Here is a 14,311-nt window from a genome sequence, read left to right on the forward strand (position 1 = left end):
GCAGCGGGACAAGGGATGGGGCACCGCGCTCACTGTCCAGTGTGCGCGGTGCCCCGCCCCAAACGTACGAAAAGTGACCCGGACTACTTCAGGCCGGGGTACAGCGGGAACTTCTCGGCCAGCGCGATGACGCGGGCCTTGAGGTCGCCGGCGTCGTACGACGGCTTCAGTGCCGACGCGATGATCTCGGCGACCTCGGTGAAGTCCTCGGCCTGGAAGCCGCGGGTGGCCAGGGCCGGCGTACCGATCCGCAGCCCCGAGGTGACCATCGGCGGCCGCGGGTCGTTCGGGATGGCGTTCCGGTTGACCGTGATGCCGAGCTCGTGGAGCCGGTCCTCGGCCTGCTGGCCGTCCAGCTCGGAGTTGCGCAGGTCGACGAGGACCAGGTGGACGTCCGTACCGCCGGAGAGGACGGAGACGCCGACCTCGGTGACGTCCGGCTGCACCAGACGCTCGGCGAGGATGCGGGCGCCGTCCAGGGTGCGCTGCTGGCGCTCCTTGAACTCGTCGGTCGCCGCGACCTTGAACGAGACCGCCTTGGCCGCGATCACGTGCTCCAGCGGACCACCCTGCTGACCGGGGAAGACGGCGGAGTTGATCTTCTTGGCGAGCTCCTGCGTCGACAGGATGACGCCACCGCGCGGACCGCCGAGGGTCTTGTGCGTGGTGGTCGTGACGACGTGGGCGTGCGGCACCGGGTTGGGGTGCAGTCCCGCGGCCACCAGGCCGGCGAAGTGCGCCATGTCGACCATCAGGTACGCGCCGACCTCGTCCGCGATGCGGCGGAAGGCGGCGAAGTCCAGCTGGCGGGGGTACGCCGACCAGCCGGCGACGATCAGCTTCGGCTTGGACTCCTTGGCGAGACGCTCGACCTCGGCCATGTCCACGACGCCGGTCTCGTCCACGTGGTAAGGAACCACGTTGTAGAGCTTGCCGGAGAAGTTGATCTTCATGCCGTGGGTCAGGTGACCGCCGTGGGCCAGGTTCAGACCCATGATCGTGTCGCCGGGCTTCAGCAGTGCGAACATCGCGGCGGCGTTGGCCTGCGCACCCGAGTGCGGCTGGACGTTCGCGGCCTCGGCGCCGAACAGTGCCTTGATCCGGTCGATGGCGATCTGCTCGACCACGTCGACGTGCTCGCAGCCGCCGTAGTAGCGGCGGCCCGGGTAGCCCTCGGCGTACTTGTTGGTGAGGACGGAGCCCTGGGCCTCCATGACCGCGACCGGAGCGAAGTTCTCCGAGGCGATCATCTCGAGGGTGGACTGCTGACGGTGGAGCTCGGCGTCGACGGCGGCGGCGACGTCCGGGTCCAGCTCGTGGAGGGAGGAGTTGAGAAGCGACATCTGGTGGTCCCTTGGGGTCTTTAGTTGCCGGAGAACTCGGTGTACTCGTCAGCGGAGAGCAGGTCCTTCGGCTCCTCCGTGATGCGTACCTTGAACAGCCAGCCGCCCTCGAAGGGAGCGGAGTTCACCAGCGCCGGGTCGTCCACCACGTCCTGGTTGGAGGCGACGACCTCGCCGGTCACCGGCGAGTACAGGTCGCTGACGGACTTGGTCGACTCCAGCTCGCCGCAGGTCTCGCCCTCGGTCACCGTGTCACCGACCTCGGGGAGCTGGGCGTAGACGACGTCGCCGAGCGCGTTGGCCGCGAACTCGGTGATGCCGATCGTGGCGACACCGTCCTCGACGGCCGACAGCCACTCGTGCTCCTTGCTGTAACGCAGCTGCTGGGGGTTGCTCATGGTCTGAATTCTCCTGTACGCGGGGGAGTGCTGGTGAACGGTGGTCTTATGGGCTGAGACGCGATTACGTCACTTCTGACGCTTGTAGAACGGCAGCGACACGACCTCGTACGGCTCGTGGCTGCCGCGGATGTCCACTCCGACGCCCGGGGCGCCGGGCGCGGCGTGTGCGGCGTCCACGTACGCGATGGCGATCGGCTTGCCGAGGGTGGGGGACGGGGCACCGGAGGTGACCTCGCCGATGACCTGGCCCCCGGCGACGACGGAGAAGCCGGCGCGCGGCACCCGGCGGCCCTCGGCGATCAGGCCGACCAGCTTGCGCGGCGGGGCGGTCTCGGCGCGCTCGGCCGCGGCCTCCAGCGCCTTGCGGCCGACGAAGTCGCCCTCCTTCTCGAACTTCACGACCCGCCCCAGACCGGCGTCGAACGGGGTCAGCTCGGTGGTCAGCTCGTGCCCGTACAGCGGCATGCCCGCCTCCAGACGCAGCGTGTCGCGGCAGGACAGCCCGCACGGGACCAGGCCGTGGGAGGCGCCTGCCACGGTGAGGGCCTGCCAGAGCTGCTCGGCGTGCTCGGGAGCGACGAACAGCTCGAAGCCGTCCTCGCCGGTGTAGCCGGTACGGGCGATCAGCGCGGGCACACCGGCGACGGTGCCGGGCAGGCCCGCGTAGTACTTCAGACCGTCCAGGTCGGCGTCGGTGACCGAGGCCAGGATGGCAGGGGACTCGGGGCCCTGGACGGCGAGCAGGGCGTACGCGTCGCGGTCGTCGCGCACCTCGGTGTCGAACGCGCCGGCGCGGTCGGTCAGCGCGTCCAGCACGATCTGGGCGTTGCCGGCGTTGGCGACGACCATGTACTCGGTCTCACCCAGGCGGTAGACGATCAGGTCGTCCAGGATCCCGCCGTCCTCGGCGCAGATCATCGTGTACCGGGCGCGGCCGACGGCGACGGTGGCGATGTTGCCGACCAGTGCGTAGTTCAGGAACTCCGCGGCCTGCGGGCCGGTGACCGTGATCTCGCCCATGTGAGACAGGTCGAAAAGACCGGCCTTCGTGCGCACCGCGTTGTGCTCTTCGCGCTCACTGGCGTACCGCAGCGGCATGTCCCAGCCCGCGAAGTCGGTCATGGTCGCGCCCAGCGAGCGGTGCAGGGCGTCGAGGGCGGTGAGACGGGGGGCGTTGCTCATGAGGTGTGGCTCCCAGGGCATGACGGCGAGGACGATCCCTCCCCATCTGTCATCGGAACCTGAGAGGTTCGCCGAGAGACCCCTGAGGGGTAACGGCTTGCACCTTGGGTGGAGACGCGCACGGCGGCTCGCTTTTCAGATCTGCCTCATCCACGCGGTACGGGGCCTGAGAGATTCAAGGGAGGATCTTGCTCCTTCGGCGCCCGGCACGGACAGTCACCGGAACTCTCCCGCGCGGATTCAAGCGGCCTTTATGCAGTTGGCGGGGTCATCATCGCACGCATTGCGGAAGAGTGGAGCGTCGGTACCCGATGGGGGAAACGAGCGGTGGCACGGTTGTCTCGCATTGCCTTTTCTTTACACTTCGTGAGCAGTGTGCTTGACCGACAGGGGGAGGGCGATGACAGTGCAGCGGTACGCGACGACCGCGGGGGTCGCGCACGGCGCGATGCCCGCGCAGGCGGGCACACCTGTCCGGGAACGGCTCGGTACGCACGCACCCGTCGTGCGCGATCTGCGCGAGCGCGGCGGGCGCAGCCCGCGCGGCCTGCACTTCGCCGCGGGCGATGTGGTGGTGGTCTCCGGGCTGCCCGGCAGCGGCAAGTCGACACTCATCCGGCAGACGGTGGCCGTCCGGGCCATCGACTCCCAGGACACCCGGGACCGCTGGGAAGGGCGGGTGCCCCGCTTACTCCCGTACGCCCTCTACCGCCCGCTGGTCCGCGTCGCCCACTACGGAGGACTGTGGCGCGCGCTGCGCTCAGGTGACTCGGTGGTGGTCCACGACTGCGGGACCCAGGCGTGGGTACGGAGGTGGCTCGCCCGTCATGCACGGCGCCGCGGCCGCGTCCTGCACCTTGTGCTGCTCGACGTCACCGCGCAGGTGGCGAGGGAGGGCCAGCGCGAGCGCGGCCGCGGAGTCTCCGGTTACGCCTTCGCCCGGCACCGCAGGGCCGTCGGCCGTCTGCTGCGGGACACCGAGGCCGGCGACCTGCCGCCCGGCTGCTGCTCGGCGGTGCTGCTGGACCGGGAGGCGGCCGGGATGCTGACCCGGATCACATTCGCGCAGATGTAGGGGCTTCCGGCGCGCGGGGGCGCACCGGAGTTACTGTTCTGCGGCAAGGTATGGGGTGAGAAGGGGAAGCAGTGGACATTCCGGCACAGGGCCAGGCCCATCCGCAGGGTGGATGGCCCGCCAATGAGCTCGAAGAGGTGCTCGGGGCCTCGCTCGGCAGCCCCGAGGCGGGCGGCCGGCTCCTCGAAGTGCTCGGCCGCAGCCACCTCTGGGTGCCGCTCCCCAACGGCGGCGGCCCCGACGCCCCGTCGCTCGACCTGCCGACGGTGGAGATCGAGGGCGCCGCGTACGTCCCCGTCTTCAGCTCCGAACAGCAGTTCCTGAGCTGTGTCGGTACCCCTATGCCCTTCACCGTGGCGCCCGCCCGTGAATTCGCCCGTGGACTGCCCCCGCAGCTCGGTATCGCGGTGAACCCGGGCGGCGCCGTCGGCATGCCGCTGCCGCCGCCCGCCGTCGCCGAGCTCTGCCGCGCCGGACGCACCTCGCTGGACGGACCGGCCAGCGGCGGCCGGGTCCGGCTGTACGAGCCGGACTGGCAGGAGGAGCCCGTCGACTTCCTCGCCGCCGCGGCCGGCGAATTCCAGGAGAGCGGCGTCGTGCGCACCGCCCGCCGGGCGCTGGCCAGCATCGAGGGCGGCGACCCCGTCCTCTTCATAGGAGTCGAGTTCTCGACCTGGGACGGCGCCGGCCGCAACGCCCCGATGGACGCCCTGGGCCGCGCCCTCGGCCGTGTCGAGACGCCCTGGCCGGTCAACCTGGTCCTGCTCGACGTGGCACAGGACCCGGTCGCCGACTGGATGCGGGACAGGATCCGGCCGTTCTACGAGCGTGCGGGCCACTGAGGGCTGTCCCGCCAGGGATTACGGGGGAGCCCTCAGGGTCTGCCGATGGCCGTCGCACCCGGGCGGCCGGGGCGCGACACCGGCAATCCGTCGCGTCAAGTCGGTGTCAAGGACGCCGCTTAAGCTGGTTTGATGGCCAGGGCCCAGGCCACCGAGGCGCACCCGCGTGCCCCGGGAGCGGCGGGCCGACACAGTGGATCGAAGAGGGGCGGGACCCAGGGTGAGTGCGTCAGGCACCGCGGCGGCCGGACAGGTCGAGCACATGCTGCGCCAAGTGACGCCCGGGCGCTACGACGCGTACGAGGCGCTGCTGCAGGCCCTCGCCCAGGGCCGGGTCTGGATGCTGCTCTGGCACGGCCGGGCCGGATCGCCCGACGCCCAGTACGGGAACATGGAGGTCGACGGGCTCGGCTACGCCCCCTGTGTGACCTCCGCCCAGGAACTCTCGGCCAGCGGCTGGAACCGGGCCCATGAAGTGGTCGGCGGCGTCGACATCGCCCGCGCCCTCTTCCCCGACCGCTGGGGCATCTGGCTCAACCCGCACGCCCCCGGGGGCGGTGTCGGCATCCCCTGGCTGGACCTGCGACGGATCGCCACCGGACTCGACCGGATGCCCGCCGGACCGCTCCGGCTCACCGAACCGGCCATCGAGATCCCGCAGTTCTACGCACTGCTCTCGCAGAACGCCCATCACACCCCCGCGGTCCGCTCCCTGCGCCGCGCCTGGGTGCAGCCCGCGCTGGGCGTCCCCTATCTCGCCATCGGTCTCGATCTCTACGACACGAGTCAGCCCTCCGTCGACGCGGTGCGCGCGATGATGCAGCAGTCGATCGGCGCGGTCCCGGACGGGCTTCCCGTCTCGACCGTCGCGATGTCCGACGAGTACGACCCGGTCGCGATGTGGCTGCGCGCCAACGCCCGCCCGTTCTACGACCGCGAGGCCCACGCCGCGCCCGCTCCCGCCGCCGGTTACGGCTACCCCCAGGCCCACGGCTGACCCGTCAGGCCGCCGTTCGTCAATTGACGCCGGGATGAACCCCGTTGGGGCACCTGTCCGATCTGGGCGAAGAGTGCCGACTTGGTCCGCTGGCACGATCACGGCGTCCGGATAACGGATCCGGCAGGCCACATCACGGTTGCGCATCCATTCCCCGCCAGGGCTGGCGGGTGATCCGCGACGCGTTGAAGACTCCCCGGAACGAAAGGCGTTCGGTCCCCTGCGCGACCTGCGGCTTCCGGTTGGACCGGTTGATCTGCTCCACCCGCACCACCTGCTTCTTCCGTACCACCCGCACCAATCGTGCGACTTGCACCTGTGATGTGAACAAGCCGCTACAGCGGCGGGCACGGGCCGGCCACAGTCGGTCGAGCCGAGAGGGGTCCCCCACAACGATGACGGCACCACTGCACGACAGCGCGGCCGAGACTGCGACCGTCGATGTCACGGCCGATGTTTCGGCCAAGGACATCGAAGGCCGTTCGCCAGGACGTATCGCCTGGACACGGCTGAAGCGCGACAAAGTGGCGCTCGCCGGTGGTGTGGTCGTCCTCCTGCTGATCCTGATCGCGGTGTTCGCACCGATGATCGTGAGTCTCCTCGGCCACCCGCCGAACGACTTCCACGAGGATCTGCTCGACCCGGACCTCGGCATCCCCAAGGGCTCCTTCGGCGGGATCAACTCGGATTACCTGCTGGGTGTCGAACCCACCAACGGCCGCGATGTGTTCAGCCGCATCGTCTACGGAGCGCGTATCTCGCTCCTGGTGGCCTTCCTCGCCGCGGTGGTCTCCGTGGTCATCGGCAGCATCCTCGGCTCGGTGGCCGGTTTCTTCGGCGGCTGGGTCGACGCACTCATCAGCCGGCTGATGGACCTGCTGCTCGCCTTCCCGCAGCTGCTGTTCACCATCGCCCTCGTCACCGTCGTGCCCGACTCCCTCTGGGGACTCACCGGCACGGGCGTGAGGATGGGCGTGCTGATCGTGGTGATCGGCTTCTTCGGCTGGCCCTACATCGGCCGTATCGTCCGGGGGCAGACGATGTCCCTGCGCGAGCGGGAGTACGTCGAGGCGGCACGCAGCCTGGGCGCCGGGCGGGGCTACATCCTCTTCAAGGAGCTGCTGCCCAACCTGGTCGCGCCGATCCTCGTCTACTCGACGCTGATCATTCCCACCAACATCCTCAGCGAGGCCGCGCTCAGCTTCCTGGGTGCGGGTGTGAAGCCGCCGACCGCCTCGTGGGGCAAGATGCTCTCCGACGCGATCAACACCTACCAGGCGGACCCGACCTACATGGTGGTCCCCGGACTCGCGATCTTCATCACCGTTCTGGCATTCAACCTCTTCGGCGACGGGCTGCGTGACGCCCTCGACCCGAAGGGCAGCTGAGTCGACCCCCAAAAGGTCTCCGGCGCGAGCCGGTTGGCACTCGATTGACCGTCGGGCGCGGACTGCGTACCACGGGCCACACCACATCACGGAGGTTGCAAGACAGTGAATCGCTCACGGAAGGCAGTTGCGCTCACGGCCCTCGCGGCCGCGGTTGCGCTGACCGCCACCGCTTGTGGCGGAGGGGACAGCGACAACAAGTCCTCCTCGTCGCAGGGTGCCGGTTACGACGCAGCCACCAAGGGCAAGGTCATCAACGCGTCCGACAAGAAGGGCGGCACGCTGAAGCTGATGTCCCCTCAGGACGTCGACTTCCTTGACCCGGCCCGTGCCTACTACGGCTTCGTCTGGAACATGCAGCGGCTGTACATCCGCCAGCTGCTCGCGTACGACTCGAAGCCCGGTGAGGCCGGCACCAAGCTGGTCCCCGACCTCGCGGAGTCCCTGCCGACGCTGAGCAACGGCGGCAAGACGTACACCTTCAAGCTGAAGGCCGGCGTCAAGTTCGAGGACGGCACGCCGATCACCTCGAAGGACATCAAGTACGGCGTCGAGCGCGTCTTCGCGCAGGACGTCCTCTCCGGCGGTCCGACCTACCTGATCGACCTCCTCGACCAGGGCCAGAAGTACCCCGGCCCCTACAAGGACAAGGACCCGAACAAGTTGGGTCTGAAGTCGGTCCAGACGCCGGACGACCAGACGATCGTCTTCAACCTGGCGAAGCCGAACTCGGACTTCTCGTACCTGATGGCGATGGCCGACTCCTCGCCGGTGCCGGCGGCCAAGGACGACGGCGCGAAGTACACGAACCACCCGGTCGCCACCGGCCCGTACAAGGTCCAGTCCTTCAAGCCGGGCAAGGAGACCATCTTCGTACGGAACACCAACTGGGACCAGAAGACCGACCCGATCCGCAAGGGTCTGCCGGACAAGGTCACCTTCACCGTGACCTCGAACCCGGACGACATGGACGCCCGTCTGCTCTCGGGCGACGTCGACTACGCGGTCGACGGCACCGGTGTCCAGCAGGCCGCCAAGATCAAGATCCTGCAGAACGCCAAGTACAAGGCCAACGCCGACGACCCGTTCAGCGGCTACATCCGGTACTTCGCGTTCCCGCAGACGGTCGCGCCGTTCGACAACATCGAGTGCCGCAAGGCGGTCATCTACGCAGCCGACCCGAAGTCGCTGCAGACCGCCCGTGGCGGCCCGACCAGCGGTGACCTCGGCGCCAACATGCTGCCCCCGGGCATCCCGGGCTCGGACAAGTCCTACGACCCGTTCGGCCTGACCCAGGGCAAGCCGCAGGTCGACAAGGCCAAGGAGGCCCTGAAGGCCTGTGGCAAGCCGAACGGCTTCAAGACCACCATCGCGGTCCGCAACAACCGCAAGCCCGAGGTGGCCACCGCCGAGTCGCTGCAGGCTTCGCTGAAGGCCGTCGGTATCGAGGCCTCCATCGACCAGTACGACGGCAAGAACTCTGCTTCCGTGATCGGTGCTCCCGACAACGTGAAGAAGAAGGGCTACGGCATCATCGTGATGGGCTGGGGCGCCGACTACAACTCGGGTGCAGGCTTCCTGCAGCCGCTGGTTGACGGCTCCTTCATCCTGAAGAACGGCAACAACAACTACACGATGCTGAACGACAAGACGGTCAACGGTCTCTTCGACCAGGCCGCCTCCGCAACGTCGCCGGAAGCCGCCGCGCCGTTCTACACCCAGATCAACAAGGCGATCATGGAGAAGGCCCTCTATCTCCCGATCAACTTCGACAAGGCGCTCGTCTACCGCAACCCGCGGCTGACCAACGTCTTCTACAACGAGTCCATGGGCCGTCTCGACCTCGCGGTCATGGGCGTCGTCAAGTAGCAGTTGGACATGCGGGTCCTTCACCTCGCATGCGCTAGTTCGAAGGGCAGGTGAAGGCCGCGGGCGGGCGGCTGTCGTCCCCACAAGGGACGGCAGCCACCCGCCGATCAGGCCGACTGCAGTGCTCGTCTACCTCTTCCGGCGACTCGTCAACGTCGCCGTCATGCTGGTGATCGTCTCCATGGTCACCTTCGGCATCTTCTTCATGGTGCCGAAGATCACCGGAAGCGATCCCGCACTCCTCTATGCCGGCCGTGAGACCAACAAGACGGCCATCGAGGGCATCCGTACGAAGATGGGCCTCGACAAGCCCATCACCACGCAGTACGGCCTCTTCCTCAAGGGCATCGTGGCCGGCCGCGACTACGACCAGGGCTCCCAGATCACCCACTGTCCGGCCCCTTGCTTCGGCTACTCGTTCAAGAACGAGCAGCCGGTGTGGCCGGACCTGAAGCAGCGTATCCCGGTCACCCTGTCGCTGGCCGCGGGAGCTTCGGTGCTCTGGCTGATCGGCGGTGTCGCCACCGGAGTGATCTCCGCACTGCGCAGACGCACTGTGCTCGACCGGGCCACGATGATCACCGCGCTGGCAGGGGTCTCCCTGCCGATCTACTTCACCGGACTGGTGTGTTCGGCCGTCTTCATCTACAGCCTGGAATGGATGGAGACGATCAACTACGCGCCGCTCACGGATGATCCCGGGGCCTGGCTGAACAGCATGATCCTTCCTTGGGTCACGCTGGCCTTCCTCTTCGCGGCCACCTACGCCCGGCTCACCCGCGCCACCATGCTGGAGATCCTGGGCGAGGACTACATCCGTACGGCCCGCGCCAAGGGCCTCAAGGAGCAGGTGGTCATCCGCAAGCACGCGCTGCGGTCCACCCTGACTCCGATCATCACGGTCTTCGGTCTGGACCTGGGCGCCCTGCTCGGCGGCGCGGTGCTGACCGAGTCGACCTTCAGTCTGCCCGGTATGGGAAAGGCCGCGGTCGACGCGATCAACTCCGGTGACCTGCCGGTCATCATGGGCGTCACCATCATCGCGGCGTTCTTCGTAGTCATGGCCAACTTGATTGTCGACCTGCTGTACGCGGTCGTCGACCCGCGTGTGAGGCTGACGTGACCGACAACATCTCCACCCAGGACGAGCAGTCGGCCGGTCCGGCCGGTGTTCCCGAGCAGGGCGGCGCACGGCCCGAGGCCTTCCTCTCCGTGCGCGACCTGAAGGTGCACTTCCCGACCGACGACGGCATCGTCAAGTCCGTCGACGGGCTCTCCTTCCAGCTGGAGAAGGGCAAGACCCTCGGCATCGTGGGCGAGTCCGGCTCCGGCAAGTCGGTCACCTCGCTGGCCATCATGGGTCTGCACCGCTCCGGGCAGGCGCGCAGCCGCCCCGACATCAGCGGTGAGATCTGGCTGGACGGCGAGGAGCTGATCGGCGCCGGCGACGATCACGTGCGCAGGCTGCGCGGCCGGCAGATGTCCATGATCTTCCAGGACCCGCTGTCGGCGATGCACCCGTACTACACGGTGGGCGCGCAGATCGTCGAGGCGTACCGCAACCACAACGACGTCACCAAGAAGGCGGCCCGTGCGCGGGCGGTCGAGATGCTCGACCGGGTCGGCATTCCCGAGCCCGCCAAGCGTGTCGACTCCTACCCGCACGAGTTCTCCGGCGGTATGCGTCAGCGCGCGATGATCGCGATGTCGCTGGTCAACAACCCCGAACTGCTCATCGCCGACGAGCCGACGACCGCGCTGGACGTCACCGTCCAGGCGCAGATCCTCGACCTGATCCGCGATCTGCAGAAGGAGTTCGGCTCCGCGGTCATCATGATCACCCACGACCTGGGCGTCGTCGCCGAGATGGCCGACGACATCCTGGTCATGTACGGCGGCCGCTGCGTCGAGCACGGCACCGCCGAGCAGGTCTTCTACGAGCCCAGGCACCCGTACACCTGGGGTCTGCTCACGTCGATGCCGCGCATCGACAAGGAGGAGACCGACCGGCTCGTCCCGGTCAAGGGTTCCCCGCCCAGCCTCATCAACATCCCGTCCGGCTGCGCCTTCAACCCGCGCTGCCCCTACGCGGATGTGCCCAAGGGCGGCATCACCCGGACCACGCGCCCGGAGCTGCAGCAGGTCGAGGGCAACCACTTCGCGGCCTGCCACATGTCGCCGGAGGACCGGACCCGGATCTGGACCGAAGAGATTGCGCCGAAGCTGTGAGCGAGAACACCGAGAAGAGCGCCGCCGCGGCGGCGATTCCGACGCAGGCGACGAGCTCGCCCGAGCCGCTGCTCAAGGTCGACAACCTGGTCAAGCACTTCCCCATCAAGAAGGGGCTGCTGCAGCGTCAGGTCGCCGCGGTGAAGGCCGTCGACGGCATCTCCTTCGACGTGCGACCGGGGGAGACCCTGGGTGTCGTGGGTGAGTCCGGCTGCGGCAAGTCGACGATGGGCCGGCTGATCACCCGGCTGCTCGAACCGACCGGTGGCGCGATCGAGTTCGAGGGCAAGGACATCACGCACCTGGGCGTCTCGGCCATGCGGCCGATGCGCCGCGATGTGCAGATGATCTTCCAGGACCCGTACTCCTCGCTGAACCCGCGGCACACGGTCGGCACGATCGTCAGTGCGCCCTTCAAGCTCCAGGGCGTCACGCCCGAGGGCGGGGTCAAGAAGGCGGTCCAGGATCTGCTCTCGCTCGTGGGCCTCAACCCCGAGCACTACAACCGCTATCCGCACGAGTTCTCCGGCGGGCAGCGCCAGCGCATCGGCATCGCCCGCGCGCTCGCGCTCAAGCCGAAGCTGGTGGTGGCGGACGAGCCGGTCTCGGCGCTGGACGTGTCGATCCAGGCGCAGGTCGTCAACCTGCTCGATGACCTCCAGGACGAGCTCGGGCTCACCTACGTGATCATCGCGCACGACCTCTCGGTCATCCGCCATGTCTCGGACCGCATCGCCGTCATGTACCTGGGCAAGATCGTCGAGCTCACGGACCGCAAGTCGCTGTACGAGGCGCCCATGCACCCGTACACGAAGGCCCTGATGTCCGCGGTGCCGGTGCCGGACCCGCGCCGGCGCGGCGCGGCGAGCGGGCGCATCCTGCTCAAGGGCGATGTGCCGTCGCCGATCTCGCCGCCGAGCGGCTGCCGCTTCCACACGAGGTGCTGGAAGGCGACGGACGTCTGCAAGACGCAGGAACCCCCGTTGATCGCGTTGAGGACCGGCCACCAGGTGGCCTGCCACCACCCGGAGAACGCACCGGACCAGGTGCCGGGCGAGACGGTGTCGGCCGAGGCGCGGGAGGCGGTCACGGTGGTTTCCGTGACGAAGGCGGTGGCGGCCGAGGCCGAGGAGCCCTCGGAGGACATCGCGCCGGCCGAGGTCACGGAGCCTGCTGAGGCCGCCGGGCCTTCGGAGGCCACCGAGGCCGGGGTCGCGGAGTCCGCCGAGGCTGCTGAGGCACCGGCGTCCGGCGAAACGGCCGACGGCGACGACACCGCGGCACCGGCCCCGGACGACGCCGCGACGCCCTCCGGGACCTCGGGGGACAGCCCCAAGGAGTAGGACCGGCACAATTGCCCGGTGCTCAACGAACTGTTCACGCCCTCCGTCCAGCATGCGCTCGACCTCGTCGGAATTTTTGTCTTCGCGATCTCCGGCGCACTGCTCGCCGTACGCAAGAACTTCGATGTCTTCGGCATCGCGGTACTCGCCGAGGTGACAGCGCTGGGCGGAGGGCTGATCCGTGACCTGATCATCGGGGCGGTGCCTCCTGCCGCCTTCACCGATCTCGGTTACTTCCTCACCCCGCTGATCGCCGCGGGGCTGGTCTTCTTCATGCATCCGCATGTGGAGCGGATCCAGGTCGCGGTCAATGTCTTCGACGCGGCCGGCCTCGGCCTGTTCTGCGTGACCGGCACCGTCAAGGCGTACGACTACGGTCTCGGCCTCACCGCATCGGCGGCCCTGGGGCTGGCCACCGGGGTCGGCGGCGGTGTGCTGCGTGACGTGCTGGCCAACGAGACGCCGTCGCTGCTGCGCTGGGACCGCGACCTGTACGCCGTGCCCGCGATGGTCGGCGCGGCGATGGTCGTGCTGTGCATCCGCTTCGGCGCGCTCAACGCCTTCACCAGTGGCACCGCGGTGATCACCGCGTTCGTCCTGCGGCTGCTGGCGATGCGTTTCCACTGGCGGGCGCCCCGCGCCTACAACCGTTCCTCGGCTGCGGCCGAAGGGGGCTCCGCCGCCACCTGACCCGTCGCTGCGACATCTCGGTGACGCGAAAAAGCTACCGCTCAGTAATGCAATCGGTGTACGGTGCATCGCATGGCACAGGCAGCTCAGGCACTCATCGGCGACAGCGAGTTCGATCGGGACACCGCCGTCACCCTCCGTGAAGAAGGCGTCTACGACGCCGAACTCTCTGCGGGCTGGACGATCATCCACGCCGTCAACGGCGGGTATCTCCTGGCGATGCTCGGCCGTGCGCTCGGCGACGCCCTGCCGCATGCGGACCCGTTCTCGGTCTCCGCGCACTACCTCACCGCATCCGTCCCCGGCCCCGCCGTGATCCGGACCCAGGTCGTCCGCACCGGCCGGACGCTCTCCACCGGCCAGGCCTCGCTCTTCCAGTTCGCCGAGGACGGCACCGAGGTCGAGCGCATCCGGGTACTCGGCACCTATGGCGACCTGGACGCCCTCTCCGACGACATCCGTACGTCGGCGACGCCGCCGGTCATGGCGCCCATCGAGCAGTGCTTCGGCCCGGCCGACGGCCCGGCACCCATCCCCGGCAGCTCCGCGATCACCGAGCGGCTCAGCATCAAGCTCGACCCGTCGACCGTCGGCTGGGCCATCGGCGCACCGTCCGGCAAGGGTGAGATGCGCGGCTGGTTCGGCCTCGCGGACGGCCGTGACGCCGACCCGTACTCTCTGCTGCTCGCCGTCGACGCGCTGCCGCCGACCTCGTTCGAGCTGGGGCTCAAGGGCTGGACGCCGACCATCGAGCTCACCACCCATATCCGCTGCCGGCCGGCCCCGGGCCCGCTGCGTGTCTCCATCACCACGCGCAATCTCGCGGGCGGCTTCCTGGAGGAGGACGCGGACGTCTGGGACAGCGCCGACCGGCTGGTCGCCCAGTCCCGCCAACTGGCCCGCGCCCCGCGCAGCTGAGCAAGGCCTTCCCGGATGTGCGCAGTGCCCGACG

14 protein-coding genes and 1 riboswitch are annotated in these 14,311 nt (G+C 68.6%); of the genes, 10 read left to right on the forward strand and 4 right to left on the reverse strand.

Going from position 1 to position 14,311, the window contains the following annotated elements:
- Positions 1 to 83: 83 nt before the first annotated feature.
- From glyA to gcvT, 3 genes are all read right to left on the reverse strand, one after another.
- Positions 84 to 1,343: a serine hydroxymethyltransferase gene (gene glyA / locus LRD69_RS23135; RefSeq protein ID WP_277328459.1), complete on the reverse strand. Its 1,260-nt coding sequence runs from the start codon at positions 1,341 to 1,343 to the stop codon at positions 84 to 86.
- 20 nt (positions 1,344 to 1,363) lie between these two features.
- Positions 1,364 to 1,741 (reverse strand): glycine cleavage system protein GcvH, encoded by a 378-nt coding sequence (gcvH, locus tag LRD69_RS23140; protein WP_277328460.1) that lies wholly within the window; start codon positions 1,739 to 1,741, stop codon positions 1,364 to 1,366.
- A 69-nt stretch (positions 1,742 to 1,810) separates the two neighbouring features.
- Positions 1,811 to 2,926, reverse strand: a complete 1,116-nt coding sequence (gcvT, locus tag LRD69_RS23145) for a glycine cleavage system aminomethyltransferase GcvT (RefSeq protein WP_277328461.1) — start codon at positions 2,924 to 2,926, stop codon at positions 1,811 to 1,813.
- Positions 2,927 to 3,071: 145 nt separating this feature from the next.
- Positions 3,072 to 3,169, reverse strand: a riboswitch (glycine riboswitch).
- 157 nt (positions 3,170 to 3,326) lie between these two features.
- Between gcvT and LRD69_RS23150 the strand changes: the two genes are divergently transcribed.
- From LRD69_RS23150 to LRD69_RS23160, 3 genes are all read left to right on the forward strand, one after another.
- Positions 3,327 to 4,001, forward strand: a complete 675-nt coding sequence (locus tag LRD69_RS23150) for an AAA family ATPase (RefSeq protein WP_277328462.1) — start codon at positions 3,327 to 3,329, stop codon at positions 3,999 to 4,001.
- 71 nt (positions 4,002 to 4,072) lie between these two features.
- Positions 4,073 to 4,843, forward strand: coding sequence for an enhanced serine sensitivity protein SseB (locus tag LRD69_RS23155; protein WP_277328463.1), 771 nt, complete (start codon positions 4,073 to 4,075; stop codon positions 4,841 to 4,843).
- Positions 4,844 to 5,063: 220 nt separating this feature from the next.
- Positions 5,064 to 5,840 carry an enhanced serine sensitivity protein SseB C-terminal domain-containing protein gene (locus tag LRD69_RS23160; RefSeq protein WP_277328464.1) on the forward strand — a complete coding sequence of 259 codons (777 nt, stop codon included), beginning with the start codon at positions 5,064 to 5,066 and terminating at the stop codon, positions 5,838 to 5,840.
- A gap of 133 nt (positions 5,841 to 5,973) precedes the next feature.
- Here LRD69_RS23160 and LRD69_RS23165 read toward each other — a convergent pair whose 3' ends face one another.
- Positions 5,974 to 6,105, reverse strand: coding sequence for a hypothetical protein (locus tag LRD69_RS23165; protein WP_277328465.1), 132 nt, complete (start codon positions 6,103 to 6,105; stop codon positions 5,974 to 5,976).
- Positions 6,106 to 6,235: 130 nt separating this feature from the next.
- Here LRD69_RS23165 and LRD69_RS23170 point away from each other — a divergent pair, with 130 nt between their 5' ends.
- The 7 genes from LRD69_RS23170 to LRD69_RS23200 all read left to right on the forward strand — a co-directional run bounded on the left by LRD69_RS23170 (position 6,236) and on the right by LRD69_RS23200 (position 14,277).
- Positions 6,236 to 7,228 carry an ABC transporter permease gene (locus tag LRD69_RS23170; protein WP_277328466.1) on the forward strand — a complete coding sequence of 331 codons (993 nt, stop codon included), beginning with the start codon at positions 6,236 to 6,238 and terminating at the stop codon, positions 7,226 to 7,228.
- Positions 7,229 to 7,333: 105 nt separating this feature from the next.
- Positions 7,334 to 9,097 carry an ABC transporter substrate-binding protein gene (locus tag LRD69_RS23175; RefSeq protein ID WP_277328467.1) on the forward strand — a complete coding sequence of 588 codons (1,764 nt, stop codon included), beginning with the start codon at positions 7,334 to 7,336 and terminating at the stop codon, positions 9,095 to 9,097.
- A 121-nt stretch (positions 9,098 to 9,218) separates the two neighbouring features.
- A complete protein-coding gene (locus LRD69_RS23180) occupies positions 9,219 to 10,220 on the forward strand; it encodes an ABC transporter permease (protein ID WP_277328468.1) in 1,002 nt (333 codons plus the stop codon).
- Between the two features lie 89 nt (positions 10,221 to 10,309).
- Complete coding sequence (locus LRD69_RS23185; RefSeq protein WP_277329850.1) at positions 10,310 to 11,326, forward strand: ABC transporter ATP-binding protein; 1,017 nt, start codon at positions 10,310 to 10,312, stop codon at positions 11,324 to 11,326.
- Positions 11,323 to 12,669: a dipeptide ABC transporter ATP-binding protein gene (locus LRD69_RS23190; protein ID WP_277328469.1), complete on the forward strand. Its 1,347-nt coding sequence runs from the start codon at positions 11,323 to 11,325 to the stop codon at positions 12,667 to 12,669. Before LRD69_RS23185 ends, LRD69_RS23190 begins: the two co-directional genes overlap by 4 nt.
- 18 nt (positions 12,670 to 12,687) lie before the next feature.
- Positions 12,688 to 13,359, forward strand: coding sequence for a trimeric intracellular cation channel family protein (locus tag LRD69_RS23195; RefSeq protein WP_277328470.1), 672 nt, complete (start codon positions 12,688 to 12,690; stop codon positions 13,357 to 13,359).
- A 72-nt stretch (positions 13,360 to 13,431) separates the two neighbouring features.
- Positions 13,432 to 14,277, forward strand: coding sequence for a thioesterase family protein (locus LRD69_RS23200; protein ID WP_277328471.1), 846 nt, complete (start codon positions 13,432 to 13,434; stop codon positions 14,275 to 14,277).
- Positions 14,278 to 14,311: the final 34 nt, after the last annotated feature.

The sequence above is a fragment of the Streptomyces sp. JH14 genome (assembly GCF_029428675.1).
Taxonomy (GTDB): Bacteria; Actinomycetota; Actinomycetes; order Streptomycetales; family Streptomycetaceae; genus Streptomyces.